The organism is Klebsiella sp. GW_Kp181, assembly GCF_040062315.1.
In the GTDB taxonomy this organism is placed as follows: Bacteria; Pseudomonadota; Gammaproteobacteria; order Enterobacterales; family Enterobacteriaceae; genus Klebsiella; species Klebsiella oxytoca.
This window is the reverse complement of record NZ_JBEAFR010000042.1, coordinates 42,175-66,674: the sequence shown is the minus strand read 5'-3', so window position 1 is coordinate 66,674 and position 24,500 is coordinate 42,175. Positions and strand designations below refer to the sequence as shown.

Annotated in this window: 22 protein-coding genes; 7 read left to right on the top strand and 15 right to left on the bottom strand. The window is 58.4% G+C overall.

Going from position 1 to position 24,500, the window contains the following annotated elements; genetic code table 11:
* Window positions 1-317 precede the first annotated feature (317 nt).
* Window positions 318-1,469, top strand: coding sequence for a lactaldehyde reductase (gene fucO, locus ABLV11_RS07380; protein ID WP_004104888.1), 1,152 nt, complete (start codon window positions 318-320; stop codon window positions 1,467-1,469).
* A gap of 112 nt (window positions 1,470-1,581) precedes the next feature.
* Here the strand turns inward: fucO and ABLV11_RS07375 are convergent, their stop codons facing one another.
* From ABLV11_RS07375 to ABLV11_RS07355, 5 genes are all read right to left on the bottom strand, one after another.
* Window positions 1,582-2,361, bottom strand: coding sequence for a heme ABC transporter ATP-binding protein (locus ABLV11_RS07375; RefSeq protein ID WP_126489468.1), 780 nt, complete (start codon window positions 2,359-2,361; stop codon window positions 1,582-1,584).
* Window positions 2,354-3,349 (bottom strand): iron ABC transporter permease, encoded by a 996-nt coding sequence (locus tag ABLV11_RS07370; RefSeq protein ID WP_348855255.1) that lies wholly within the window; start codon window positions 3,347-3,349, stop codon window positions 2,354-2,356. Before ABLV11_RS07370 ends, ABLV11_RS07375 begins: the two co-directional genes overlap by 8 nt.
* On the bottom strand, window positions 3,349-4,167 hold the full coding sequence (locus ABLV11_RS07365) for a hemin ABC transporter substrate-binding protein (protein WP_004114781.1): 819 nt from the start codon (window positions 4,165-4,167) through the stop codon (window positions 3,349-3,351). Before ABLV11_RS07365 ends, ABLV11_RS07370 begins: the two co-directional genes overlap by 1 nt.
* Window positions 4,164-5,204 carry a ChuX/HutX family heme-like substrate-binding protein gene (locus tag ABLV11_RS07360; protein WP_196090294.1) on the bottom strand — a complete coding sequence of 347 codons (1,041 nt, stop codon included), beginning with the start codon at window positions 5,202-5,204 and terminating at the stop codon, window positions 4,164-4,166. The genes ABLV11_RS07365 and ABLV11_RS07360 overlap by 4 nt, the downstream gene beginning before the upstream one ends.
* A 71-nt stretch (window positions 5,205-5,275) precedes the next feature.
* Window positions 5,276-7,645, bottom strand: a complete 2,370-nt coding sequence (locus tag ABLV11_RS07355) for a TonB-dependent receptor (RefSeq protein WP_348855254.1) — start codon at window positions 7,643-7,645, stop codon at window positions 5,276-5,278.
* Window positions 7,646-8,008: 363 nt separating this feature from the next.
* On the opposite strand from ABLV11_RS07355, the gene ABLV11_RS07350 reads away from it, so the two are divergent.
* On the top strand, window positions 8,009-8,293 hold the full coding sequence (locus ABLV11_RS07350) for a SelT/SelW/SelH family protein (protein WP_224330189.1): 285 nt from the start codon (window positions 8,009-8,011) through the stop codon (window positions 8,291-8,293).
* Window positions 8,294-8,369: 76 nt separating this feature from the next.
* Window positions 8,370-8,720 (top strand): nitrous oxide-stimulated promoter family protein, encoded by a 351-nt coding sequence (locus ABLV11_RS07345; protein ID WP_004104880.1) that lies wholly within the window; start codon window positions 8,370-8,372, stop codon window positions 8,718-8,720.
* Window positions 8,721-8,785: 65 nt separating this feature from the next.
* Here ABLV11_RS07345 and sitD read toward each other — a convergent pair whose 3' ends face one another.
* From sitD to ABLV11_RS07300, 9 genes are all read right to left on the bottom strand, one after another.
* Window positions 8,786-9,640, bottom strand: coding sequence for an iron/manganese ABC transporter permease subunit SitD (sitD, locus tag ABLV11_RS07340; RefSeq protein ID WP_196090293.1), 855 nt, complete (start codon window positions 9,638-9,640; stop codon window positions 8,786-8,788).
* Window positions 9,634-10,482 (bottom strand): iron/manganese ABC transporter permease subunit SitC, encoded by an 849-nt coding sequence (gene sitC, locus ABLV11_RS07335; RefSeq protein ID WP_004104878.1) that lies wholly within the window; start codon window positions 10,480-10,482, stop codon window positions 9,634-9,636. Before sitC ends, sitD begins: the two co-directional genes overlap by 7 nt.
* Complete coding sequence (locus ABLV11_RS07330) at window positions 10,479-11,300, bottom strand: manganese/iron ABC transporter ATP-binding protein (protein ID WP_004104877.1); 822 nt, start codon at window positions 11,298-11,300, stop codon at window positions 10,479-10,481. The genes sitC and ABLV11_RS07330 overlap by 4 nt, the downstream gene beginning before the upstream one ends.
* Window positions 11,297-12,214 (bottom strand): metal ABC transporter substrate-binding protein, encoded by a 918-nt coding sequence (locus ABLV11_RS07325; protein ID WP_224330186.1) that lies wholly within the window; start codon window positions 12,212-12,214, stop codon window positions 11,297-11,299. The genes ABLV11_RS07330 and ABLV11_RS07325 overlap by 4 nt, the downstream gene beginning before the upstream one ends.
* Before the next feature lie 174 nt (window positions 12,215-12,388).
* Window positions 12,389-13,351, bottom strand: coding sequence for a LacI family DNA-binding transcriptional regulator (locus tag ABLV11_RS07320; protein WP_004104875.1), 963 nt, complete (start codon window positions 13,349-13,351; stop codon window positions 12,389-12,391).
* Between the two features lie 56 nt (window positions 13,352-13,407).
* Window positions 13,408-14,322: an ROK family protein gene (locus tag ABLV11_RS07315; protein ID WP_047720728.1), complete on the bottom strand. Its 915-nt coding sequence runs from the start codon at window positions 14,320-14,322 to the stop codon at window positions 13,408-13,410.
* A 245-nt stretch (window positions 14,323-14,567) separates the two neighbouring features.
* Window positions 14,568-14,882 (bottom strand): PTS lactose/cellobiose transporter subunit IIA, encoded by a 315-nt coding sequence (locus ABLV11_RS07310; protein WP_004104873.1) that lies wholly within the window; start codon window positions 14,880-14,882, stop codon window positions 14,568-14,570.
* Window positions 14,883-14,905: 23 nt separating this feature from the next.
* Window positions 14,906-16,228: a PTS cellobiose transporter subunit IIC gene (locus ABLV11_RS07305; RefSeq protein WP_016809475.1), complete on the bottom strand. Its 1,323-nt coding sequence runs from the start codon at window positions 16,226-16,228 to the stop codon at window positions 14,906-14,908.
* A gap of 9 nt (window positions 16,229-16,237) precedes the next feature.
* The gene (locus tag ABLV11_RS07300; protein WP_348855251.1) at window positions 16,238-16,552 is read right to left on the bottom strand and encodes a PTS sugar transporter subunit IIB; all 315 of its coding nucleotides are present in this window, start codon (window positions 16,550-16,552) and stop codon (window positions 16,238-16,240) included.
* Between the two features lie 174 nt (window positions 16,553-16,726).
* Between ABLV11_RS07300 and ABLV11_RS07295 the strand changes: the two genes are divergently transcribed.
* The 4 genes from ABLV11_RS07295 to ABLV11_RS07280 all read left to right on the top strand — a co-directional run bounded on the left by ABLV11_RS07295 (window position 16,727) and on the right by ABLV11_RS07280 (window position 23,222).
* Complete coding sequence (locus ABLV11_RS07295) at window positions 16,727-17,998, top strand: PTS cellobiose transporter subunit IIC (protein WP_016809474.1); 1,272 nt, start codon at window positions 16,727-16,729, stop codon at window positions 17,996-17,998.
* A gap of 223 nt (window positions 17,999-18,221) precedes the next feature.
* Complete coding sequence (locus ABLV11_RS07290) at window positions 18,222-19,559, top strand: carbohydrate porin (protein WP_224299397.1); 1,338 nt, start codon at window positions 18,222-18,224, stop codon at window positions 19,557-19,559.
* 15 nt (window positions 19,560-19,574) lie between these two features.
* Window positions 19,575-21,767, top strand: coding sequence for a CBM35 domain-containing protein (locus ABLV11_RS07285; RefSeq protein ID WP_348855265.1), 2,193 nt, complete (start codon window positions 19,575-19,577; stop codon window positions 21,765-21,767).
* A gap of 54 nt (window positions 21,768-21,821) precedes the next feature.
* Window positions 21,822-23,222 (top strand): glycoside hydrolase family 1 protein, encoded by a 1,401-nt coding sequence (locus ABLV11_RS07280; RefSeq protein WP_004104867.1) that lies wholly within the window; start codon window positions 21,822-21,824, stop codon window positions 23,220-23,222.
* A gap of 223 nt (window positions 23,223-23,445) precedes the next feature.
* Here the strand turns inward: ABLV11_RS07280 and ABLV11_RS07275 are convergent, their stop codons facing one another.
* The gene (locus tag ABLV11_RS07275; RefSeq protein ID WP_348855250.1) at window positions 23,446-24,402 is read right to left on the bottom strand and encodes an alpha/beta hydrolase; all 957 of its coding nucleotides are present in this window, start codon (window positions 24,400-24,402) and stop codon (window positions 23,446-23,448) included.
* Between the last annotated feature and the right edge of the window lie 98 nt (window positions 24,403-24,500).

The window sequence follows — 24,500 nt, the reverse complement described above, 5'->3', positions numbered from 1 at the left end:
CTATTTTCCCGGGAAGCGATGTTGATCATAGAAAACAAAATAATGTGATCCAGTTCAATAATATTTATCTGAGAATAGTGGTTGGTTGCTGCTTATATTGAGGGGCGAAGCTTATCACTCGATTAAGCGCAGGGAGTCGCTGATGTCCAATATACTGGACTCACTTTGTTGTATATGACCGATACGTGAATTAACTGCGCCAACGTGCAGAGCAATTAGGGTGTTATTTGATATGAAATAATAAAATGGCTGCGTCAGTCACGTTACTGTAGGGCTAAATATTATGGTTATCAAACACTCGAATTGAGGGAGCACAAATGGCTTACAGAATGATTTTAAACGAAACCTCTTATTTTGGCCCAGGTTCGATTCGTTGTATCGTAGATGAAGTTAAAAAACGCGGCTTCAAAAAAGCGCTGGTGGTCACGGATAAGGATCTTATTCGTTTTGATGTAGCAACCAGGGTGTTCGCTATCCTCGACGGCGCCGGATTGCCCTACAGCGTCTTTGATGAAGTGGTCCCGAATCCCACGATTGAGGTTGTGCAGCAGGGCGTAGAGGCGTTTAAACAGTCAGGCGCCGACTACCTGATCGCGATCGGCGGCGGCTCGCCGCAGGATACCTGTAAGGCAATAGGCATTATCATTAATAACCCCGAATTTGCCGACGTTCGCAGTCTTGAAGGCGGGGCGGATACGAAAAACGCCGCCGTACCGATGATTGCCATCCCAACGACCGCCGGTACCGCGGCGGAAGTCACCATCAACTACGTAATAACTGACGTACAGAATCGCCGCAAGTTTGTTTGCTACGACCCGCATGATATCCCGGTGGTAGCGATCATCGACGCCGAAATGATGAGCAGCATGCCTGCCAGCCTGAAGGCGGCCACCGGCGTTGATGCCCTGACCCACGCCATTGAAGGCTATATCACTAAAGGCGCATGGGAATTAACCGACATGCTGCATCTGAAGGCCATTGAGGTGATTGGCCGCTCGCTGCGCGCTTCCGTACAGGGCGACGCGCAGGGCGCGGAAGGGATGGCGCTGGGGCAATATATTGCCGGGATGGGTTTTTCCAACGTCGGTCTGGGGCTGGTTCATGGTATGGCTCATCCGCTGGGCGCTTTTTACGGCACGCCGCACGGTGTGGCTAATGCGGTGCTGCTGCCGCATATTATGGCTTATAACGCCGAATTTACCGGCGAGAAGTATCGCGACATCGCGGTTGCGCTTGGTAACAAGTCGGCGGCAACCCTGCCGATTGCCGAAGCGCGTGCCGCGGCAATTGAGGCGGTGGCGCAGCTGAATCGCGACGTCAATATTCCGGCGCGCCTGCGCGACGTGGGAATGAAAGAAGAAGATATTGATGCTCTGGCCGCCGCGGCCCTGGCGGACGTGTGTACCGGCGGCAACCCGCGCGATACCAATCTGGAAGAGATTAAAGCGCTCTATCGGCAGATCTTCTAATTTGCCAATCACAACGAAGCCGGTAAAGGTATCGGCTTCGTTGTTTATCAAGGAACGTTTTCACAGGACGGGCAGAGCGTTAGCCTACGCCCGGCACAATCATTTCCTCTGCTCACGGCGCCAGATACACCTGCGGAACGGCCGCATCGGGATGTTTGCCCGTGCTGACCTCCGCGCCGTACCAGCGGCTGATAATCGGCTGCTGGATCACCTCCTGCGGCGTGCCCTGAGCCACCAGTTTCCCCTGATGCAGCAGCAGAATCCGATCGGCCCATAGCGCTGCGAGGTTCAGATCGTGCAGTACCACGCAGACGTGCAGGCGGCGGCTGCGGGTCAGGCGTTTGAGCAGGCGCAGCAGGTGCTGCTGGTAATAGAGATCCAGCGCCGAAGTGGGTTCATCAAGGAACAGCCAGCCCTCGGGGGCGCCGTCGCGCCAAAGCTGCGCCAGGCAGCGGGCCAGCTGCACCCGCTGCTGCTCGCCGCCGGAGAGGGTAGGGTAGCGTCTTCCGGCCAGATGATCGCACCCGGTCTCTTTCATTACCTGGCAGATCATCTCCTGGTTTATCGCGCCGCCCCACGGCGAGCGCCCCATAGCGATAATCGTTTCTATCGGCCAGTCTGCGTGCAACTGGGTGCGTTGCAGCATCACCGCCCGGCGGCGCGAAAGCGTTTCTGCCGACCAGCTCTCCAGCGGTCGGCCTTCCACCACCCGTTGGCCCTCTTCGGGCGTTAAATAACCGGTCAACAGGCGCAGCAGGGTCGATTTACCGGCGCCGTTGGGGCCAATCAATGCCGTCATCTCGCCGCCGCAAAGCTGGAGCGAAACATCATGAATAATCTGCCGGTTACCCAGACGCAGCGAAAGCGAACGCGCGCTATAGCGGTTATCCATGAGCCCCTTTCTCCCGACGAAAAATCAGCCACAGAAACCACGGCGCGCCGAGTACGCTGGTCAACAGCCCGACCGGCATCTCGGCGGGAGCGGCAACGGTGCGCGCCAGCGTGTCGGCCAGCAGCAGCAACATTGCGCCGCACAGTAGCGAACCGGGGACCAGGCCGCGGTGGTCCGGCCCCAGCCACATCCGCATCAAATGCGGCACCACCAGTCCGATAAACCCGATAATGCCGCTGATGGCCACCGCTGACGCCACCAGCAATGCGCTGCACAGCAGCAGCAGCCGCTGCAGGGCGCGAACGTTGACGCCGAGATAGTGCGCCTCTTCATCGCCCAGCTGCAGCAGGTTGAGCCGCGAAGCCATCGCCCACACCACCAGCGAGGCCGGGATCATCAGCGTGGCGGCCACCAGCAGCGTCGACCATTCCGCTTGCCCGAGGCTGCCCATCCCCCAGAGGGAAAGCTGGCGCAGCTGGGTATCATTGCTGATCCACGAAAGTACCCCGACCAGCGCGCCGCACAGGGCATTAATGGCGATGCCGACCAGCAGCAGGCGCGAAAGCGAGGCGTCGCCCGCCCGGCTGAGAATAAAAATTACCACCATCACCGCCATGCTGCCGATAAACGCCGCCAGCATCGGGGCGTACAGCTCCACGAGCGCCGGCACCGACAGGGGCAGTACCAGCCAGCAGGCGACCGCCAGCGCCGCGCCGCTACTAATGCCTAGCAGCCCGGGGTCGGCGAGAGGGTTGCGAAACAGCCCCTGCATCACGCAGCCGGAAAGCGCCAGCGCGGCGCCGACCAGCAGCGCCAGCAGCACTCGCGGCAAACGAATGGTCAGCCAGATACTCCTCAGGATTTCATCGCCGGAGGGCAACAGGCTGGCTAATGGCAGGCGCATTGCGCCCAGGGTCGTGGCGAGCAGCGTCAGGACAATCAGCAGCAGCGTCATTAACCACAGATGACGGGCAGGGTGGGTGCGCATCAGGGCAGATGCTCCGCTTTTTGCCGTAACGCGAGCACCGCCTGCGGGGTACGCGGGCCAAAGCCGAGCAGGGCCATATCATCTATCACCAGCACCTGCTTATTGCGCCCCGCTGGCGTCTGCGCCAGTCCCGGCAGTTTCCAGAGCCCGGCTTCGCCGCCCATGCCTTTCAGCCCATCGGCGGAGATCACCACCAGGTCCGGTTTACTGGCGATAACGCCCTCCTGCGACATGCTGCGATAATGGTCGAAGCTTTGCATGGCATTCTCTAACCCGGCCGCCCTGATTGCCCCATCCGCTGCGGTTTGTTTCCCGGCCACCATGGTATTCATGCCGCCGTGGCTGAGGATAAACAGCACCCGCTTGTTTACAGGCTGGGAAGGAATTTGCGCGATCTGCTGAAGAAGCTTGTGGCGCAGAGCTTTTCCTTCGCTCTGCTTACCGAGGGCGTCGGCAATCACGTCAATTTTTGCTTCGATTGCCGGAAGGTCGTAGCCGCCCGGCACGTTGACGACCTTAACCTTATTCTCTGCCACCTTTTTCAGCACCAGCGAGGGCTGCGCCTGGGCGCTGGCCAGCACCAGCGTCGGGCGCAGGGAGAGGATGCCCTCGGCATTCAGCTGGCGGATATAACCCACATCCGGCAGGCTCTGCGCGGCGGCAGGCCAGGTGCTGGTGCTGTCTTTCGCCACCAGCTGCCGCTGGGCGTTGAGGGCGTAAACCACCTCCGTGACGTCGCCGCCGAGTGACACAATGCGCTCGGCGGCGGCGCTGGCCAACAGCGGGAGCGCCGCAAGCAATATCAGCCAGCGCTTCATGCGATGAGTCCTTCGGTAGTCAAACGATCGACCTGCGCACGCCACTGCGTCTGCTCCGGATGGCCTTCGCTGCGTTGACCGAACAGCTGTGCGATCTGCGTGCCGTCTTTGGCGAACAGCTCGACGCTGGTGACGTGGCCGTCAGAGGTCGGTTTGCGGGTCACCCAGATTTCATCCACGCTCTCCTCGCGCAGATGCAGGGTAAAAGCGGTGTTGAAGATATTCAGCCAGCCGCGCATCGGAGCGACTTTTTCCAGCGCGCCGGTGAAGATCTGCACGCAGCCGCGGTTGCCGACAAAAATCATGATCTCGTTGCCGTCCTGGCGGATGGTTTCCAGCAGGCCCGGCAGCGTCTGGTTGTCAATGCGGCAGGCGAGGTCGTCGCTGACCAGGCGGAAAGCCTGCTGGCGCGACAGGTTATATTTTCTCAGCAGGCCGAAGAACTGGTGGACGTCGGTCATGGCGCGCCATTCGTTTTCCAGCGCCTCGCCGTCGGCGGAGTCGGCAAATTTCAGCGGATCGGCCGGGCGAATCGCCAGCGGGGCAGGCAATTGCTGCGTCTGCGCGATAATCAGCGCATCCCAGGCCGCCATGTCGGTATTTTCAGTGGTGTAAACCTTGAGCAGCGCGTCGCCGTGCGGATCAAAGAACTGGATGCTCTGGCGGCCGTTGTCGTTCAGGCGAAAAGCGCTGGCCCACTGGCTCAGAAACAGGCGCAGGTCGAGGGCGCGCGGATTGAGCACCAGTCCGGCGTGGCCGCTTAAATGCTGATGGGTAAATTCGCCGACCTGTTCATGCACCGCGTATTCGTTGCGACAGATGCATTTGGTTTCCCCCACGGCTTCCAGTGCCGTCAGGATGGCGCGGGCGTCGTTCTGCAGACGTACGGCGTCGTAGCCCAGGCGGGCTTCGGTTAGCTCCGCTTCGCTAATCCCCATTTCGGCGGCGATATCGCGGGCGTATTTCGCGGAAGATTGCGCTTTCGTGGTCAGGTAGCGTTGCCACAGCGGGGCATGTTGCGGTTGGGTGTTTTGCATAATTCACATCCTTCTCTACGATGAGTTTCCCCGGCGCGCGGCCGGGGAGCAGGTTTCTTATTATTGGCCGGTCAGAAATCGACGTTCACGCCCAACTGCCAGGTACGGCCAGGCATCACCGCCAGCGCTCTGTCGTTGGCGTCCTGATTCGTCGCCGTTTCGATATTGCGGCTGCTCAGATAATCCCAGTATTTACGATCGGTAATGTTGTAAACGCCGCCGTTCAGGCGCACGTTCTTCGCGACCTGCCAGTACGCGGTCCAGTCCAGCATGCCGTAGCCCGGAACGCGCATATATTCGTTGGTCGAATCGGTAATGGCGGAACCGGTGTTGGTATAGCTTTCACGGTTGGTGGCGGTGGCGCGCTTGCCCTTAACAAAGGTGGCGGTCAGCGCGGTGCCGTACACTTTTGCCGGATCGTCCCACGCCACGCCGACGATAGCCTTCATTGGCGCGACGCTATCGAGGTCAACGTACTTGTCGCCGCTGTAGCTGGATTTCGATTGCCCCTCGCTATAACCGTAAGCGAGGGTGGCGCTCAGGCCGTTAACCTCTTCAAACCAGGTGCCAAAGTTGAATTTAGCGCTGATTTCGCCGCCGTAGATATAGGCTTTATCGCGGTTTTCCGCCTGGTAAATGGTGTAGATGTTCGACGGAACGCTGGCGAACTGCAGCGGATTATTGGCGCGGGTGTAGCGGGTATAGGCGATAAAGTTCTTATAGGTGTTGTAGAACAGCGCGGTGCGCATGGTGATGCCTTCCGTCACTTCGCCTTTCATCCCCCACTCAACGTTATCGCTGGTTTCGGTTTTCAAATCGGTGTTGCCGATCAGCGCATACTGGGCGCGTCCGGCGTAGCTGGAGCCGAGGTTCCAGGAACCGTACAGCTGGCTGGCGTTAGGGAACTGCGCGCCGCGCTGATACTGCAGATAAGTCATCAGGCGCGGAGTGATATCGTACTGCAAGACCAGCGACGGCAGCGCCTGGGTATCAGCGTTCTTACCGTACAGATTTGACACGTCGGAACCGGTCAGTACGCTGCTGTTGTTGGCCAAATCGGAGACGTTTTCCGGTTTGGTCGACTGATGCATCACACGAATGCCCGGGATAACCGCAAAGTTATGGCCGTCGAGATCGAAGTTAATTTTGTCCTGCAGGAAGCCCGCAACGATATAGCCGCGGCTATCGGCGTCCGGCTGCATAATCTGGCTATAAGCGCTCGGCGTTGGCGACTGGGTTAACGGCCGCTGGGTTTTCGTCGTGCTGGCGTTAAAACCGGCGCTCAGATCGTGGCGGCCAATTGATTTTGCCAGCGCGCTCTGAATACCCCAGGTGTCGGTGTCATAGTCGGAGCTCACCGTTTGCATCGCACGGGTGATGCTGTCCGGCATATAGGTCCAGTCGTGGGCCTCGGTATGCTGGTAGTAGACTTTAGTCGATACGCTGTCGATATAATCATTCATCGGCGTCCAGTCATCTTTCAGGCTCAGGCCCCAGCGACGGGTCTGACTAGTCTGGTTTGACGTGCCGATAACGCTGTTGCCGCTGGAGTCCCAGGCGTCGTAATGGGTGTGGTTCGTTTTATGGTAATAATCGAAGGTGCTGGTGAACTTATGCTCGTCATTCGGCTGCCAGATCCCGGAGGCCATAAAGGCGTCCGAGTGCCAGTTTGCCGGATAGGAATCAACGGTCCCGCTGTTATTTTCCGTCTCCTGACCGTCGCGACGGCTGTAGACGAAGACCCCGCGCAGGGTTTCATCGCCGCCGGCTATGGTCACGCCGTTGTGCCAGCTGCGATCGGATGAGTCGTAGCCGCTGCGGTAGCCGAAGGCGCTGGTTTTGCCCGGATGCAGATAGTCATCCGCAGATTTCGGACGGAAAGAGACGTTGCCGCCGATGGCGCTGTTGGCGGTTTCTGTTGATGTCGCCCCGGACTGAATATCAATGCTGCCGTACATATAGGGGTCAATATAGTCGCGACCCATGCCGAAGGTATTGAGGCCCGCGCGGCTGGCGTAGCTGCGTCCGGTGGCGTTCGGCTGGGCAATGCCGTCGACGTCGATCCCGACGCGGTTGCTCTCCATGCCGCGAATATTGTAGCCGGTATAGCCGCCGCGGTCGAAGCCGCTTTTGCCGTTGCCGGAACCGCCGCTGGCGCCGGTGGCGCTAATCAGCGGCTCGTAGCGCATGATCGAGCCAAAGTCGTTGGCCCCTTTATCCTGCAGCTCCTGAGCGCTGATCGAATGTTCGCTGCCCGCTTTCAGTAACGGCGCCGGCGCGGTAACGGTCATCCGTTCCGAGCTGTCATCAGTCGATGCGCTGCTGGTGATTTTCGCGGTGGTATCAGCCGCCCCGGCGGAAGTCTGATAAATTGCTGTAAGCAAAGAAGTCACCAGCAGGCTTTTCTTGAACCATGCTGTTGATTGAGTGGAGTTATACATAGTAGCCACGCCTTAATAATTATTAGAACCTATCTCATTAGGGCTATTTTGCTTGCCATTTTGAACCTGGGCAGTGCTCAGAATCCTCACGTACTACGTGTACGTTCCGGTTCTTCCGCGCTGGCCGTGTTCAAACTGTCTGCGCCAATGACGCCTACTGGGATAGGTTTTGAGTATTGGCTCACGCGTTACTTCCAGAGTGCAGGTGTGTCCCGTTATTCCGTTACTGGACGTTTTTTCTCCATGCTTGTTGATTGCGAATGGTAATGATAGGTATTATCGTTTGCAACAAAATAATCATGTATTCTTCAATTAATCTGCAAGTTGTTTACAATTTGCCCTTGTACTGACAGCGAGAAGCCGATGAGCCATAAAGCCGCGATTACCATCACCTACTGTTTGCAGTGCAACTGGATGCTGCGCGCCAGCTGGATGGCCCAGGAGCTGCTGCACAGCTTTAGCACCGACATCGCTTCGGTCACGCTGGTGCCGGGGACCGGCGGGATCTTCGTGGTCGCCGTTGATGATGTGCAAATCTGGGAGCGCAAGCAGGACGGAGGTTTCCCCGATGCGGCGGAGCTCAAGCGCCGGGTACGCGATGTATGCTTCCCGGAAAAACCGCTGGGGCACCTGGACAAGCCGGCATAATCCTCAGGGAGTATGGGGCTGCATCGCCCTCTCTGAATGTGTATTATAAATACATCTTTTTCGGGAGGAACAGGCGATGGCGGGCAAACGTATTGCGCGGGAAAAAAAGACCATTAGCAGCATGATCGCGCTCTACCAGCGCCGCTGCCCGGAGGCCCGTGACGATACCGAACACTATCAGGCGCTCAACGCCTATGCCGACAAGCGGCTGGATAGGTGCGTATTTGGCGAAGAAAAGCCGGCCTGCAAGCAGTGCCCGGTGCACTGCTATCAGCCCGCGAAACGCGAAGAGATGAAGCAGATTATGCGCTGGGCGGGGCCGAGGATGCTCTGGCGGCATCCGATCCTGACGATTCGCCACCTGATCGATGATAAACGCCCGGTGCCGGAGTTACCGGAAAAGTATCGACCCAAAAAGCCGCAATAAACTCCCCGGCTTGCGCTGCGCTTAGCCGGGCTACAATTCGTGCGGTCTGTAGCCCGGATAAGGCGTCAGCCGCGATCCGGGGCCTCGCCGGAACGGGCTGTGGTCTGACTATCGCGAACCGACGTCCAGACAAACGCGATAACGAACAGGACGGTAAACAGCACCACAATGGTCGGCGCCGGGGCGCTGTCGAGATAAAACGACAGCCACACGCCGCCCAGCGAACAGCTTAACGCTATCGCCACCGCCAGCAGCAGGGCGCTGACAAAACGTCGCGTCAGCAGCAGAGCGATCGCCCCCGGCGCTATCAGCAGCGAAATCGACAAAATGATCCCCACCGCTTTCAGCGTCGCCACGATGGTCAGCGCAATCATGCACAGTAGCCCATAATGCAGCAGCCCGCAGTGCAATCCGCTGGCCTTCGCTTGCTGCGGGTCAAAGGCGTGCAGCAGAAAGTCACGCCACTTAAACCCGATAATTAGTGCTATTCCCAGTGCGATCAGCGACGTTTGCGCAATATCGCCGGCGGAAATTCCCAGCATATCGCCAAACAGAATATGATCGAGATGCACCTCCGACTGAATCGACACGTACAGCACCAGGCCCGCGCCAAACATCCCGGAAAACACGATGCCCATGATCGTATCGCGTTTAATGCGGCTGTTATCGTCGAGATAGCCGGTGGCGATGGCGCAGAATAACCCGGCGATAAACGCGCCGATGGCGAAGGGGATACCGAGGATATACGCTACCACTACCCCCGGAAAAACCGCGTGGCTCATGGCATCGCCCATCAGCGCCCAGCCTTTGAGCACCAAAAAGACCGACAGCAGCGCGCAGGGAACGGCAACGATCGTCGACACCAGCATGGCGTTGACCATAAAGGAGAACTGAAAAGGTTCAAGCAGCGCGCTCAGCATGAGGCCTCCCTGGCGCGGCGACGGCTGGCGAGCAGGCCGTGCTTCGGCGCGAAAACAAAAGCGGCTAAAAACAGCAGCGTCTGGGCGACGACGATAATCCCGCCGGTCGCCCCGTCCAGATAGTAGCTCAGCCAGGCGCCGAAAAAGCTGGTCAGGCTGCCAATCGCAACGGCAATCGCCAGCAAGCGCGGGAAGCGATCGGTCAACAGCCAGGCGGTGGCACCGGGCGTCACTACCAGACAAATCACCAGAAACGCGCCGACGGTTTGCAGCGCCGCCACGGTACAGGCCGCCAGCAGGGTAAAGAACAGCAGCTTTAACCCGCTGGTGTTGAGGCCAATCGAACGAGCGTGGCTTTCATCGAAAAAGGTCACCATCAGGTCTTTCCACTTCAGCAGCAGAATCGCCATCGAAATAAAGCCAATCGCCGCCAGCTGAATAATATCCTCCGGGGCAATTGCCAGAATATTGCCGAGAATAATGGTCTGGATATTCACCGAGGTCGGATTCAGCGACACCATAAACAGGCCAATACCGAAAAAAGAGGAGAAGATCAGGCCGATAATCGCGTCTTCCTTCAGCTTCGAGCGCTGGTTAAGAAACAGCATGCTGCCCGCGGCCAGCCCGCCGGAAAGAAACGCCCCCAGCGCAAAGGGCAGACCGAGCATATAAGCGCCCGCCACGCCGGGGACAATGGAGTGGGAGAGGGCGTCGCCAATCAGCGACCAGCCTTTGAGCATCAAGTAGCAAGAGAGAAATGCGCACACCCCGCCTACCAGGGCCGAAACCCACATCGCATTCAGCATATAGTGATAACTAAACGGCTCCAGCAGCCAGCTCATCTTTCGCCCCCCGCCGCCCGGCGGCTGATAAATGGCCGCTCATCGTCGGTAATAATCCGCTCTTCCGCGCCGCTCAGCACCACGTGGCGCAGCACGCCGCTAAACGCCAGCTCGAGGTTTTCAGCGGTAAAGGTGCTTTCCGTCGGGCCGCTGGCCAGCACGGTACCTTTGACCATCACCGTGTAGTCGCAGAATTCGCTTACCGAACCGAGGTTGTGAGTGGAAACCAGCATGGTGCAGCCTTCGTCGCGCAGTTCCCGCAGCAGCTCGATGATGCGCGCTTCGGTCTGCACGTCGACGCCGGTGAAGGGTTCGTCCAGCAGGATGACTTTTCCCTGCTGAGCGATAGCGCGGGCCAGAAAGACGCGTTTTTTCTGGCCGCCGGAGAGTTCGCCGATCTGACGATGGCGGTACTCGCTCATGCCGACCCGCGCCAGGGCGGCGTCGACAATCTCATGGTCACGCGGTTTGGCCCGCCGTAGCCAGCCCATATGGCCGTAGCGCCCCATCATTACCACATCCTCCACCAGTACCGGGAAGGACCAGTCCACCTCTTCCGCCTGCGGAACGTAGGCGACGAGGTTCTGCCGCAGAGCGCGATTAACCGGCTGACCGAGAATCGCAATATCGCCCTTTCCGACGCGCACAAAGCCCATCAGCGCTTTAAACAGCGTCGATTTTCCCGAGCCGTTCACGCCGACCAGCGCGGCGATAGAGCTGCGCGGGACGCAGAACGAGGCATCGCGCAGCGCGGTGTGGCCGTTGCGGTAGGTGACGCTGACGTTGTTGACCGCGAGGCCCGGCTGCTCATGGCTCATGCCTGTTTCCTTAGTCCGTCGTTGATGCCCTGGACGATGGTTTGGGTCGTAACGCGCAGCAGGTCGAGGTAGGTCGGCACCGGGCCATCGGCGGTACTCAGGGAGTCGACGTACAGGACGCCGCCGTAGTGGGCGCCGGCTTCCCGGGCCACCTGACGCGCCGGTTTATCGGAAATGGTGCTTTCGCTAAAAATGGTCGGGATACGCTCTTTCTTCATGGTGTCGATGGTTTTGCGCACCTGCTGCGGGGTACCCTGCTGGTCGGCGTTGATCGGCCACAGATAGCGCTCCTGCAGGCCGTTATCGCGGGCCAGGTAAGAAAACGCGCCCTCGCTGGTCACCAGCCAGCGCTTATCCTGCGGCAGCTTCGCCAGTTCCGCCTTCAGCGGCTCCATGGTCTGACGGATCTTCTCTTTGTAGGCTTCGGCGTTGTGGCGATAGGCGTTGGCGTTTGCAGGATCGTATTTCACCAGCGCGTCGCGAATATTATCGACATAGATCAGCGCGTTGTCCGCCGACATCCACGCGTGCGGGTTGGGTTTGCCGTTATACGGCCCTTCGCTGATGCCCATCGGCTGAATGCCGTTACTGACCACCACTTCCGGTACGCCGTTTAAGTGCTGATAGAAGCGGGCGAACCACAGTTCAAGATTCAGGCCGTTGGCGAGGATGAGCTGCGCGCCCTGCGCGCGTTTGATATCCCCGGGGGTCGGCTGATATTCATGGATCTCGGCCCCCGGTTTGGTGATGGAGCTGACGTCGGCGGCGTCGCCCGCGACGTTTTGCGCCATGTCGGCGATCACCGTGAAGGTGGTAATCACTTTAAATTTCTCTTTGGCCTGGACGGGGGCGACGGCCAGCAGCGCCAGAGTCGCGGCAAACATCAGATGCTTCAAAGGTGGCAGGTGCAGCATAAGGTCCCTCACAACGTTGCGGTTAATTAATCAGCATTTATAGCCATTGCTATGTTATATAGCATAAGCTATTTATAAATGAAAATAATTCTTATTTAGATGTGAGGCGAATGATTAGCGTGGAAACCAGCGGCGCGTGCGGAAAAGGCCCGGCCAAAGGGCCGGGCGCTAAAATCAGGAGAGATCGGCCACCGACTGGCGGGGGATCAGGCGGCCCGCCAGCGTGCGCCCTTCGGGGGAGAAAGCGGGGCGCTCATCAATCAAATTGCGGATACGCTGCAGGCAGTTCTCCATCAGCTGCTCCAGCGGCCAGGAGATACAGGTCAGCGGCGGATTCAGCAGCGAGGCGAGGGGAGAATCCTCCAGGCTCAGCAGCGAAACCTCCTGCGGTACGGCGATGTTGAATTCGCGCAGCAGGCGCATCGCTTCGGCGGCGTAGCGGTCGCGTTTCACGATAATCACCGAGTATTTGCTGAAGCTGTTGATCAGCGTCAGCAGCGCCTGTTCAACGTTGTCGTTGGCCGCCAGCATCAGCTGCCGGTTAAAAGGGATGGAGTAGTTTTGCAGGACGTTGCGATAGCCTTCGAGCATCTGGCGGCTGGCGTCATCGCTGTCGCTATCAATAAGCAGAGCGATATTGCGATGGCCTTTGCCGATCACGTAGCGGCAGGCGCTTTCGGTAGCAAAAGCGTAGTCATAGCCCTGATTATTGACCCCGGCAATGCTGAAACGGTCAAAAGAGATCACGTTGCGCGGCGCATCCGCCGGGACGGCGCCGAGTACCACTACCGCCACGCACTGACGCTGTAGATCATCGACGACCGCTGCCTGTTCCGCCGCATCCGTGACGTACTGAACAATCAGGTTCTTATTCAGCCCCTTCAGCGCTAATGAAAGCATCGGCAGCAGGCGCGCGCCGCTGCTTTCATCGTTTGCCGGGATCACCAGCCCCACGTGATTGGATGTTTGACTGGCGAGGTTTTGCGCGGCAAAGCTCGGGCGGTAGTTAAGTTCTTCTACCGCGCGCAGCACCGCTTCCCGGCTCTCTTCGCGCACGCCCCGGGTGCCGGTCAGCACGCGGGATACCGTCGCTCGGGAGACATTCGCTAATCTTGAAACATCATCAATGGTTGGCATGGCTTTTTCTGTCTGAATATTTTCGCCTAGCTTAGCATACCTGCTGAAAAAAGTGTCTACCGGCGGGGGCCTTCAGCAGCGGCCAGAACCGGCAGCCAGGCCGCGCCGCGCACGCCGCTGGCGTCGCCGAAGCGCGCCTTTTTGATCTGCGTTCGGCAGCTGTCGGAAAAGAGATACGGGACGATGGCCGACGGCAGCTGCTCGTAGATTTGCCCGACGTTGGAGAGCCCGCCGCCCAACACAATCACCTGCGGATCGAGGATATTGATTACCGAGGCCAGGCTGCGGGCGAAAGCGTCAATAAAATGCCGCCAGTGGGCCAGCGCCTGCGGTTCGCCGTTTTGCGCGGCGGCGATAATCGCTTCCGCAGGCGCCTGTTCGCCGTAGCGGCGGGCAAAGCCGGTGCCGGAAATAAAGCTTTCGATGCAGTTCTCTTTGCCACAGTAGCAGGGCTGCGCCGGACCGTCGCGCTCGGGGCAATAGCCCGGCAGAGGATTGTGTCCCCACTCGCCAACGATGGCGTTAGGCCCGCTGAGTAGCCGTTGGTTCACCGCGATGCCGCCGCCGCAGCCGGTACCGATAATAACGCCGAATACGGTCGTTGCCCCTGCGCCCGCGCCGTCCACCGCTTCAGAGAGGGTGAAGCAGTCGGCATCGTTCGCCATCCATACCGGTTGACCAAGTTCCCGCATCAGGTCATGACGCAGGTCGTGGCCGTTGAGCACCAGACAGTTACAGTTTTTAATCAGGCCGCTTTGCGGGTCGATAGCCCCCGGTAGGCCGATGCCGATAGTAAACGGCCGTTCGCTCCAGTCGCTGACGGTCGCAATCAGCCCGAGCAGCTGCTGCATAAACGCCTGATAGCTCTCTTTATGCGTCGGACGGCGCTGGCGATAGACGCATTCGCCCGCCGCGTTGAGCAGGACGGCTTCCATTTTGGTGCCGCCAATGTCTAAACCCAGATGTAGCATAGTTATCCTTAATCGTGGTCGACGGTTTCCCGGGCCGCGACGTTATCCGCGATGCCAGCCGGTTTTCTCCGGGAGGGCGCTACGCGTGCAGTCCGGGTAGCCCGGCTAAGCGCAGCGCGAGCCGGGAAGTCAGCCAGGTGACATGAGCATTTACCGTTTTCCCGGGTTGCGGCGTCAACGCCTTACCCGGGCTACGTCATCCGCGATGCAGGCCGATTTTCTTCTCTCCCCTGGAGAGGGGAGCCCTACGCGTGCAGCGGCCGCGAGCGGTAAATGGCGATCAGTTCGCCGATCAGCTCTTTCGCCAGAATCGAGGTCATCAGATGATCCTGAGCGTGAACCATCACCAGGGTCATTTTGGTTTTACCCTCGCCTTCGTCGGCTTCAATCAGCTGGGTCTGTACCCGATGCGCTTCGCGGGCAAAATGCGCCGCTTCTTTCATTTTTTCGTCGGCGGCGGCGAAGTCCCCCGCTTTAGCGCAGCTCAGCGCTTCGTAGCACAGGCTGCGCGACTGCCCGGCGTTGATGATAATACCCATCACCTGTTCTTCTAATTCCATGACAAACCTCTGAATAGTATGAATTATGCGGACTGCGGCGCGCCTTCAGCCTGGGCGGCGGCGTTAGCGTGCTCCTGCTCCAGCAGCTGTTTTTCGTAGGCTTTGAGGAACGGCAGATACATCACCATCGCCGTCGCTATACAAATCAGGCACATGATCACCGGGCTAAAGCTCCAGTTTGCCGCCCAGGAGGCGCCGATAGGGGCTGGCGTTGTCCACGGCGTCATCGACACCACGCGGCTGACCAGGTCCAGCTTCAGCGCAAAGTAGGCCAGGGTCGCGTTGACCATCGGCACCAGCACGAACGGCAGGAAGAACAGCGGGTTCATGATGATCGGCGCGCCGAACAGAATCGGTTCGTTGATGTTAAATACGCCCGGCACCACGCCCATCCGGCCAATCGTCCGCAGATGCACGGCCTTGCTGCGCAGCAGCATCAGCGCCAGCGGCAGGGTGGAGCCGACGCCGCCGATCAGCAGATAGTGATCCCAGAAGCCCTGGACATAGATATGTGGAATCGCGGTCCCTGCGGCCATCGCCGCCTGGTTGATCGACAGATTCGCCATCCAGAACGGATTCATAATCCCGGTGACGATCAGCGCCCCGTGAATGCCGGCAAACCACAGCACCTGGCACACCAGTACCGACAGCAGGATCGCCGGTAGGGTATCGGACGCCGCCACCAGCGGTTTCACCAGCGACATGATCGCTTCCGGAATGATCATGCCCAGCTGCGCTTCGATAAACAGGTTCAGCGGATGCAGCGTCAGCACGATCGCCAGCACCGGGATCAGGATCTCGAACGAGCGCGCCACGCCCGCCGGAACTTCAGGCGGTAGACGGATCGTAATGTTGTGGCGTTTGAGAAAGGCGTACAGCTCGGTAGAGTAAATCGCCACCAGAATTGCGGTAAAGATCCCCTGGCCGGAGAAGTAGGCGGTAGAGATCTGGCCATCTTTCAGCGGCGCGGCCACCAGCAGAAATGACATCAGCGACAGCATCCCGGCGGTCAGCGAGTCCAGGTTATGGTGCTTCGCCAGGCTGGCGGCGATCCCGACGGCGATAAACAGCGTCATCACCCCCATGCTGAAGTTAAACGGCAGCATCAGCGCATCGCGATGATCGAGCGAAAATTGCAGCCAGGCGCGGGCAAAGCCCCACGTCGTATCCGGGGAGAACGGCGGGAAGATAAACACCAGCAAAAACGAGCCAACGATCATAAAGGGCAGGGCGGTAATGAAACCGTCGCGGATGGAGGTGACGTATTTTTGCTGGCCGATCGCCCCCGCCATAGGCGTGATCTTCTGTTCAATCACGGCGATCAGCTTCGCGTACAGAGAGCTCATGATCTTTCCTTAGTTTTTGTTATCGATAAGGGAAAGCGCGAAATCCAGCACGACGCCGCCTTTCTGCATGCCGTAATCCATCATGTTGATGGGTTCCACGCGGATCCCGTATTTATCAGCCTGTTTTTGCAGATCTTTCTGCATGTATTTCACCTGCGGCCCCAGCAGGACCACCTGGTAATGGCCGACCTGTTGATCGAACTCCGCGACGCCAAAGGCGTTGATCTCTACCGGCAACCCGCGCTGCTCGGCCTCGGCGATCATTTTTTTCACCAGCAGGCTGGTGGACATGCCCGCGGAACAGCACAACATTATCTTTTTCATATATCGCTCCTGATGAGTGGGATGCGCCGACTATAGTCACAACGGATATAAAACGGAAAGCGCTTTCCGTTTGTGGATTTATTTATTGTGACCACGATCACCTATGACGGGCTTTTACTTTACACAGGAGTGCGCGATCATCCTGGCGACTACTCTCTTCTGAAAGGCAGGATTATGAACATTCAGTTAATGAATGTTGCCGTCGATATCATCGAGCAGCGGCTGGCGCCGCTGGCCAACGTTCTGACGCGCAATAACCACATTACGGCGATGCGCGACAGCTTTGCGCTGGCGATGCCGTTTGTGATCGTCGGAAGTTTGCTGGTGCCGATTTTGTTTCCGCCCGTTTCCATCGACGGCGCATCGGCCTTTGGCCAGTTCTATTTCCAGCTGCGGCCTATTCTGCTGCCGACTTTTGAACTGACTATCGGGCTGGTGGCGCTGATTGTGGCCTTCGGCGCCAGCGCCAGTCTTGCCAAGCAGTACCGGCTACCGGAGCGGCTCTGCGGGCTGACCGGCTGCCTGGCGTTTTTGCTGTTTATCGGCTTTCGCGACAACGGCGCGACCAATATTTTTCTTGGCGGAATGGGGATTTTTACCGCGCTGATATCGAGTACTTACTCCATTGAAATTGTACGCTTTTTCTATAAGAAAGGCTGGTGCATCCGCCTGCCTGAAGAGGTACCGGTGATGACCCGCAACGGCTTTCAGCTACTGATTCCGCTGCTGGTGGTGATGCTCTCTATTAGCGTCATTAACGCGCTGCTGTTGCAAAGCACCGGGCGCATTTTACCGGAGCTGATTAGCGAAGCGGTGCGGCCGCTGGTGGTGGCCTCCGATACCCTAACCGCGGTTTTAATATCGTTATTTATCTGCAACCTGCTTTGGTTTGTCGGTATTCACGGCGCGCTAATTATCACCGGGATTATGAACCCGTTCTGGATGACCTATCTGTTTGAAAACCAACAGGCGCTGGCCGCCGGTTCCGCCACGTTACCGCATATTTACCTGCAGGGATTCTGGGATTTCTACCTGCTAATCGGCGGTATCGGCTCGACCCTGCCGCTGGTTTTTATGGCGATGCGCAGCCGTTCCCGGCAGTTGAAAAGCGTCGGGAAAATTGGCCTGCTTCCCTCGCTGTTTAACATTAATGAGCCGATATTGTTCGGCTTTCCGATTATCATGAACCCGGTTTTTCTGCTGCCGTTTATTTTTGTGCCGCTGATAAATGCCTGTATCGCCTGGTATTTAACCCATTTGGGGATTCTCGACCGGGCGGTGGCGATGCTGCCGTGGTCGATGCCGGCGCCGCTCGGCGCGGCGTGGTCAGCCAACGGTAGCTGGAAAAACTTATGCATGTGCCTGTTCGCTATTTTTAACGCCTGGATGCTCTATCGCCCGTTCTTTAAGGTCTACGAACGCCAGCTTGCCGACGCTGAACGCTAAGCTTTTCGCCTGTCTGCCCCAGCCCGCCCTGCGCGGGCTTTTTTATTTCTGCCAGAATATGTGAACTCCATCACGAATATTTGCCCGCTATCGTTAAATTTGTGAACTCATCCGGCAATTACGGAAAGCGCTTTCCGTTTGTGGATGTACATTTCCTTTTTTGATCCGTAAATTTCCTCCCGTTCTCAGGCAGTGTTAATAAAAAAATAACCAAGGATAAAAAATGATCAGGCTAAATCATTCAATACCTCTGTCTTTACTTGCCCTTGCGGTGATGAGCGACTGCGCCAGCGCCGATCCGAAGTACGATTTTATGCTCCATGGCTATATCCGTTCAGGGATCCTCGCCAACGCCGACGGCAATCGCGCTGACTCCGTTGGCCTGATGCCGGACGGCAAGTGGCGTCTGGGCAACGAAGAAGATACCAAGATCGAACTGATCCCAACGGTGACGTTAACCTCGGACAGCGGCGTGGTGGCAAAAGTCCAGGCCAACATCACCCATCAGTCAAAATGTACCTCTGACTGGAACTGTCAGGACGACGACGGGCATGATGTGCAGTTCCGCGAAGGTTTTGCCGAACTGTCCAACCTCGACTTCGCCCCGGAGATGACCTTCTGGGCCGGAAAGCGCTACAGCAGCTCCAACACCTCCAGCCATCAGTTCGACTGGGAGTATATTCAGTACAACGGCACCGGCGGCGGCTTCGACAATATGGATCTTGGCTTCGCGCGCTTCGATGCCGGGGTTTACGCCTTCTCGCCGACGGACGAAACCAAAGCCTACCCGGTCGACAAAGGCGATCAGGGCTATCCGGATGACTACTCGCTCAACCTGTGGCTGAAAAAGATCGGCGGCACCGGCTTCGATCTTGAGCTGATTGGCCACCACATGAACCGCAACGAGAAGCACCCGACCTCGGCGGAAAAAGGCTACGGCGTGACCGGCGTTTACAACTTTGACGGCTTTTACGGCCTGACCGGCGGCTACTCTCGCGCGGTCTTCCAGTACGGGCGCGGCCTGGCGGCGGGAGACTCGCTGGGTAAAAACGGCTGGGGCTGGGCAAACCTCGACGATACCCAGTCCTGGCGCGTGGTGCTGGATAACATGGCCTCGCTCGGCGACTGGGAAATCTCCACGTTTGCCTACTATCAGAAAGACAAAAACTACCGCTGGTGGACGGAAGACGCCGAAGGCTGGGGGCGCACCAGCTGGGTGGCGGGGATCCGCCCGTATCAGCAGATCACCAAAAACTTCGCCATGCAGTACGAGCTGGGCTACGAATATCTCGACGATAAAAACTATAAAGGCGTGGACGGCAAGGGCAAAGGCGGCCTGACTAAAGTGACCATCGCGCCGACCCTGACCTTTGATTCCGGCTTCTGGACGCGCCCGCAGCTGCGCTTCTTCGTCACTTACGCGAAGTGGGATAAGGGGGTGTCCGACGCGCTGGACGGCAACTACGACTGGAGCACCAATACCCTTTCCGCCGGTAGCTACTCGCGCAGCGGCGATACCGACACGCTGAACTTCGGCGTGCAGGCCGAAGTCTGGTTCTAAGGAGAGATAACGATGATTAAGCCGGTGAAAAAACTGATGCTCGTCGCGCTGCTTTCGGCGCTGGGAAGCGCAGGCGCGATGGCCGCAGAACAGTCGCACTTTGAACACTTTATTACCCGCGACGGCGCAACGTTAAAAGATGGCGACAAGGTGTTCCGCTTTGCGGGCATTCATGCGCCGGAGCTGCATCGTATTGAAGACGACGCGCGCGGCACCTGTAAAGCCGACTCGCGCGGCTGGGGGCAATACTTCCGCTGGCCGACGGCGGAGGAACAGGAAAACTGGATTAAAGCGCTGGTGCAAACCGGCGCCAGGGCGCAGCGGGTATACGTGCTCTCGGTGCAGCAGACGTTTGACGAGGCCTGCGGTCGCGAAACCCATATTCTGGCCCCGGAAACCGCCGACGGCATGCCGCGCCTGAACGAAAAGGCGATGCGGGTGTACGACAACATGATCGCCGAGGCGGACAAACAGGGGCTGCGACTGATTCTACCGTTTATCGATCACTGGTGGTGGTGGGGCGGTCGCGAGCAGCTGGCGGCGTTCTACCACGAAAAGCCGGAGGATTTTTACCGTACCGATAGTAAAACCTTCAAGGCCTATCTGGACGTGATTCGTCAGGTTATCACCCGTACCAACAGCGTAACCGGGCGCCCTTACTATGACGAAAAAGCGATTATGGCCTGGGAGACCGGCAACGAGCTGGAGGATACCAATGCGGCGTTCCTTCAGCAGACCGCCGCATGGATCAAAAAGTGGGCGCCGCATCAGCTGGTGGTGGATGGCACCTATAAGAAAATTAATGCGTTTGCGCTTAACGATCCCCATGTCGATATCGTCAGCAACCACTACTACACCAATGCCGATAACAACCATCCCGATCAGGTGAAAAAAGACCTGACGGCGGCCGCGGGTAAGAAAGTCTACATGGTGGGCGAATTTGGCCTGCTGGATGCGCAGCAGCTTAACGCCATTATGCAGTCGATCGTCCATAGCGAAGTCAACGGCGCGCAGGCGGCGGGCGGTTTAATCTGGGGCTTCCGCGGTCATCGTCACGATGGCGGTTTCTACTGGCATAAAGAGTCCACCGGCCACTACAGCTACCATTTGCCGGGCTTTCCGGTCGACGGTAAAGCCAATCAGGAGATGGAGGTGGTCGATCTGGTGCGGACCGCCGCGGCGCAGATGAACGGGCAGGAGAAAGCGCCGCCGCTGCCGAAGCCGGATGCGCCGACGCTGCGGGCGACGGACTCACCGTTTGCGATCAACTGGCTGGGGGCGGCGGTAGGGCGCGCTTATGATGTCGAGCGCGCCGATTCGGCATCCGGACCGTGGAAGGTCGTGGGGCGCGATATTTCGGACGGAGTTAACGAGTGGAACCCGCAGACGATGGATCTGTTCCGCGATGACTATCGCAGTCTGCAACTGGGGAATACGTACTATTACCGCGTCATTGCTAAAAACGAGAGCGGCAGTTCATCGCCTTCGAACGTGATTAGCGTGAAGCACACCCAGGCGAATCAGACGCCGGAAGTCACGCTGGTGGAAACGCTCACCACCAGCCAGGACCAGGGCGTGCAGCTCAGCGCGAGCTGGCGCGATGACGGGCTGCCGGATGGCAACGTTAAGGTGAGCTGGAGCAACGGCGGCAACGCGCAGGCCCATATCTGCGCGACGGATAAAGCCGAAACCCGCGCCTGGTTTAGCGCCCCCGGTGAATACGCGCTGACCTTTAGCGCCGATGATGGTCTGCTCAAAAGCAGTAAAACCGTAAAGGTCACGGTGACAGAAGCCGTCGGGAAAGCGCCCGCTGATTACTGCCGTTTTAGCGCCGGGGTTGTGAACGTGACCGATGGCAAGATCGAGGCGGGGAAAAGCGAGAAAGACGCGCTGACGATTGACGAAGACGGCTTCCTCGGGCCGTTCGCCAACGATGGCGATAAGGTGAGCTGGCAGGTTGCCGCGCCGTGGGCCGGCAAGTATCAGCTGCAGGTGACGTTCAGCGGCAAATGGGGCGGCAAGAAAAACTCGTTTATCGTCAACGGCGGCGCGCCAATCGCGGTTGAATTCCCGCAAACCGATGAACAGGGCCAGCAGCTGCGGGTGCCGGTGGAGCTGAAGGCTGGCGATAACCGCATCGACTTCGGTAAATTCGCCGGCGACTGGGGCTACATGTTTATCAAATCGATTGAAGTGGTTGCAGAGTAGTGCTTATTGGCTGCGCCCGTTGGGCGCGGCCTTTTTTAACTTACAGGAGGCGTTATGACCCGGTATCAGTTTCCGGAAGGTTTTTTTTGGGGCGCGGCGGCATCCGGTCCGCAAACGGAAGGGATAAGCAACAAGCCGCATCGTTCTATTTGGGATAGCTGGTTTGCCGAACAGCCGGAACGTTTTTATCAGCAGATTGGGCCGCAAACGGTTTGCGACACTTACCATCAGTATCCCCAGGACGTGGCGTTGATGAAGCGGACCGGGTTCAACTCTTTTCGCACCTCGATTCAGTGGTCGCGTCTGATTGACGACTTCGAAACCGGCGCGCCCAATGCGGACGCGGTGCGTTTTTATCATGCCTACCTGGATGAGATGATTGAAAACGGCATCGAGCCGATGATCAACCTCTATCACTTTGACATGCCGGAAGCGCTGCAAAAGCAGTACGGCGGCTTTGAGTCGGCGCACGTGACCGATCTTTTCGCGCGTTTTGCCCGTACCGCTTTTGAGCTGTTTGGGCACAAAGTGAAATACTGGATCACCTTCAACGAGCCGATTGTGCCGGTTGAGGGCGGCTATCTGTATGACTTCCACTATCCCTGCAAGAAAGACGGCAGTCTGGCGGCGCAGGTGGCGTTTAACATTATGCTGGCCCACGCCAAAGCGGTGCGCGAGTTTCGCGCGCTGGCGCTGGAAAGCGAGATTGGCGTGGTGCTGAATCTGACGCCGTCCTATACCCGCAACGACAGCGCGGAAGACCAAAAAGCGGCGTGGTATGCGGATCTGTTCTTCAACCGCAGCTTCCTCGACCCGCTGGTGAAACATCAGTTCCCGAAAGCGCTGTGCGAAATTCTGGCCGCGCACGACTGTTTGCCGGAGGTGACAAAAGCCGACGTTGAGCTGATTACCGGATCGCGCGTCGATTTTCTCGGCGTTAACTATTACGTTCCGCGGCGGGTGAAAGCGCGCGAAAGCGACTATACGCTGGACTATTTCACCCCGGAGTTCTATTTCGAAAACTATGTGAATCCGCAAGGGCGTTTTAATCCTTATCGCGATAATAATGAGATTCTGCCGCAGGCGATTTATGACATTGCCGCCAATATTCGCGATAACTACGGCAATATAAAGTGGTTCCTCGCGGAAATTGGTATCGCGATGGATATCGAGTCGGAAGGCGAGCCGGGCGAGGACGGGGTGATTGACGATTCGTTCCGCATCGGCCTGATGGAAGAGCATCTGGTGCAGCTGCATCGCGCCATTGCCGACGGCGCGAACTGCTTTGGCGTGCATCAGTGGACCTTTATCGATAACTGGTCGTGGATTAACTCATTCAAGCGCCGCTACGGCTTCTGGCGGCTCGACCTGCAAACCGGAGAGCGGCTGATAAAGCGCAACGCGCTGTGGTTTGCCGAACTGGCGACCAGCAACGGCTTCAGTTCTGATAAATAGCCCGGCAAAATCCCCCCGGAGGCGGCGCTTGACGCGCCTGTCCGGGCTACCAAACCGCACGAACTTGTAGCCCGGACAGATGCGCAGCATCGCCTCCGGGAAGTCATCCCCACCGGGGCTTCAGATGCCCTCCCCGGTGGCGGCTGACGCCTTACCGGGGCTACGAGGCCCCCACCGTCTGTGGACAGGTAGCCCGGCTAAGGCGTCAGCCGCGAGCCGGGGATTATTGGCGCGATTTGTTCATTTCCGCCAGCGAAGCTATCCAGTTCATCGCCAGCTGCGGCCATTCGGCGGCGGGCAGGCCCCGGGTCCCGCGAATACCAAATCCGTGTTTCCCCTCGGCGAACAGATGCAGCTCGGTCGGCACCTGCTGCGCGCGCAGGGCGTTAAACATCACCAGCGCGTTATCCACCGGCACGGAAGGATCGTCTACCGCGTGGAAAATAAAGGTTGGCGGCGTCTGCGGCGTGACGTGCTGCTCCGGTGAATAGCGATGCTGCCGCTCCGCCGTCGGCGTTTCGCCAATCAATGCCTTGCGCGATCCGGGATGGGCAATCGCCGGATCCATCGAAATCACCGGATAGCCGAGCACCGCGAAGTCCGGCCGCGCGCTCTGCCGATCAACCGCGTCCACGGCGACGTAAGCCGGTTCGCTATACCGGGTCTCCAGGCTGGCCGCCACGTGCCCCCCGGCGGAAAAGCCCATAATGCCGATTTTATGCGGGTCGATATGCCACTCGGCGGCCCGCGCCCGCAGGGTACGCAGCGCGCGCTGCGCATCGGCCAACGGTGCCTCGCTGCCTTCCGCGTGACCGTCCGCCGGCATCCGGTAGGTCATGACAAACAGGGTATAGCCACGGGCGTTAAATACCGGCGCGAGATCGCTGCCCTCTTTATCCAATACCACTCGCTGGTAAGAGCCGCCCGGCGTCACCAGCAGCGCAATACCGTTGGGCTTCTCCGGTGCGTAAACGGTAATTGTCGGAGCACGAATCCCGGTGACCGCGCGATCGGGCAGCGAGGGATCTTTGCTGCGCTCTACCAGCGATTCGCTCGCCGGGCTGTTTTTCGCGCCGGGGGCTTCACCGTCGGGCCAGACAGAAAAGGTGGGGAGAGAGGAAAATGCCGCCGGAGAAGCCAAAAGCAAAGCGATGGCGGCGGCCAGAGGTAAACGCGTCATAAGCATCTCCATTAAGGAAAAAGCTTATTTATCATTCATCAGCAACGGGTAAAGCGAGTTGTCTCACAGAACGCTGTTTCATTAAAAATAAAATGAAA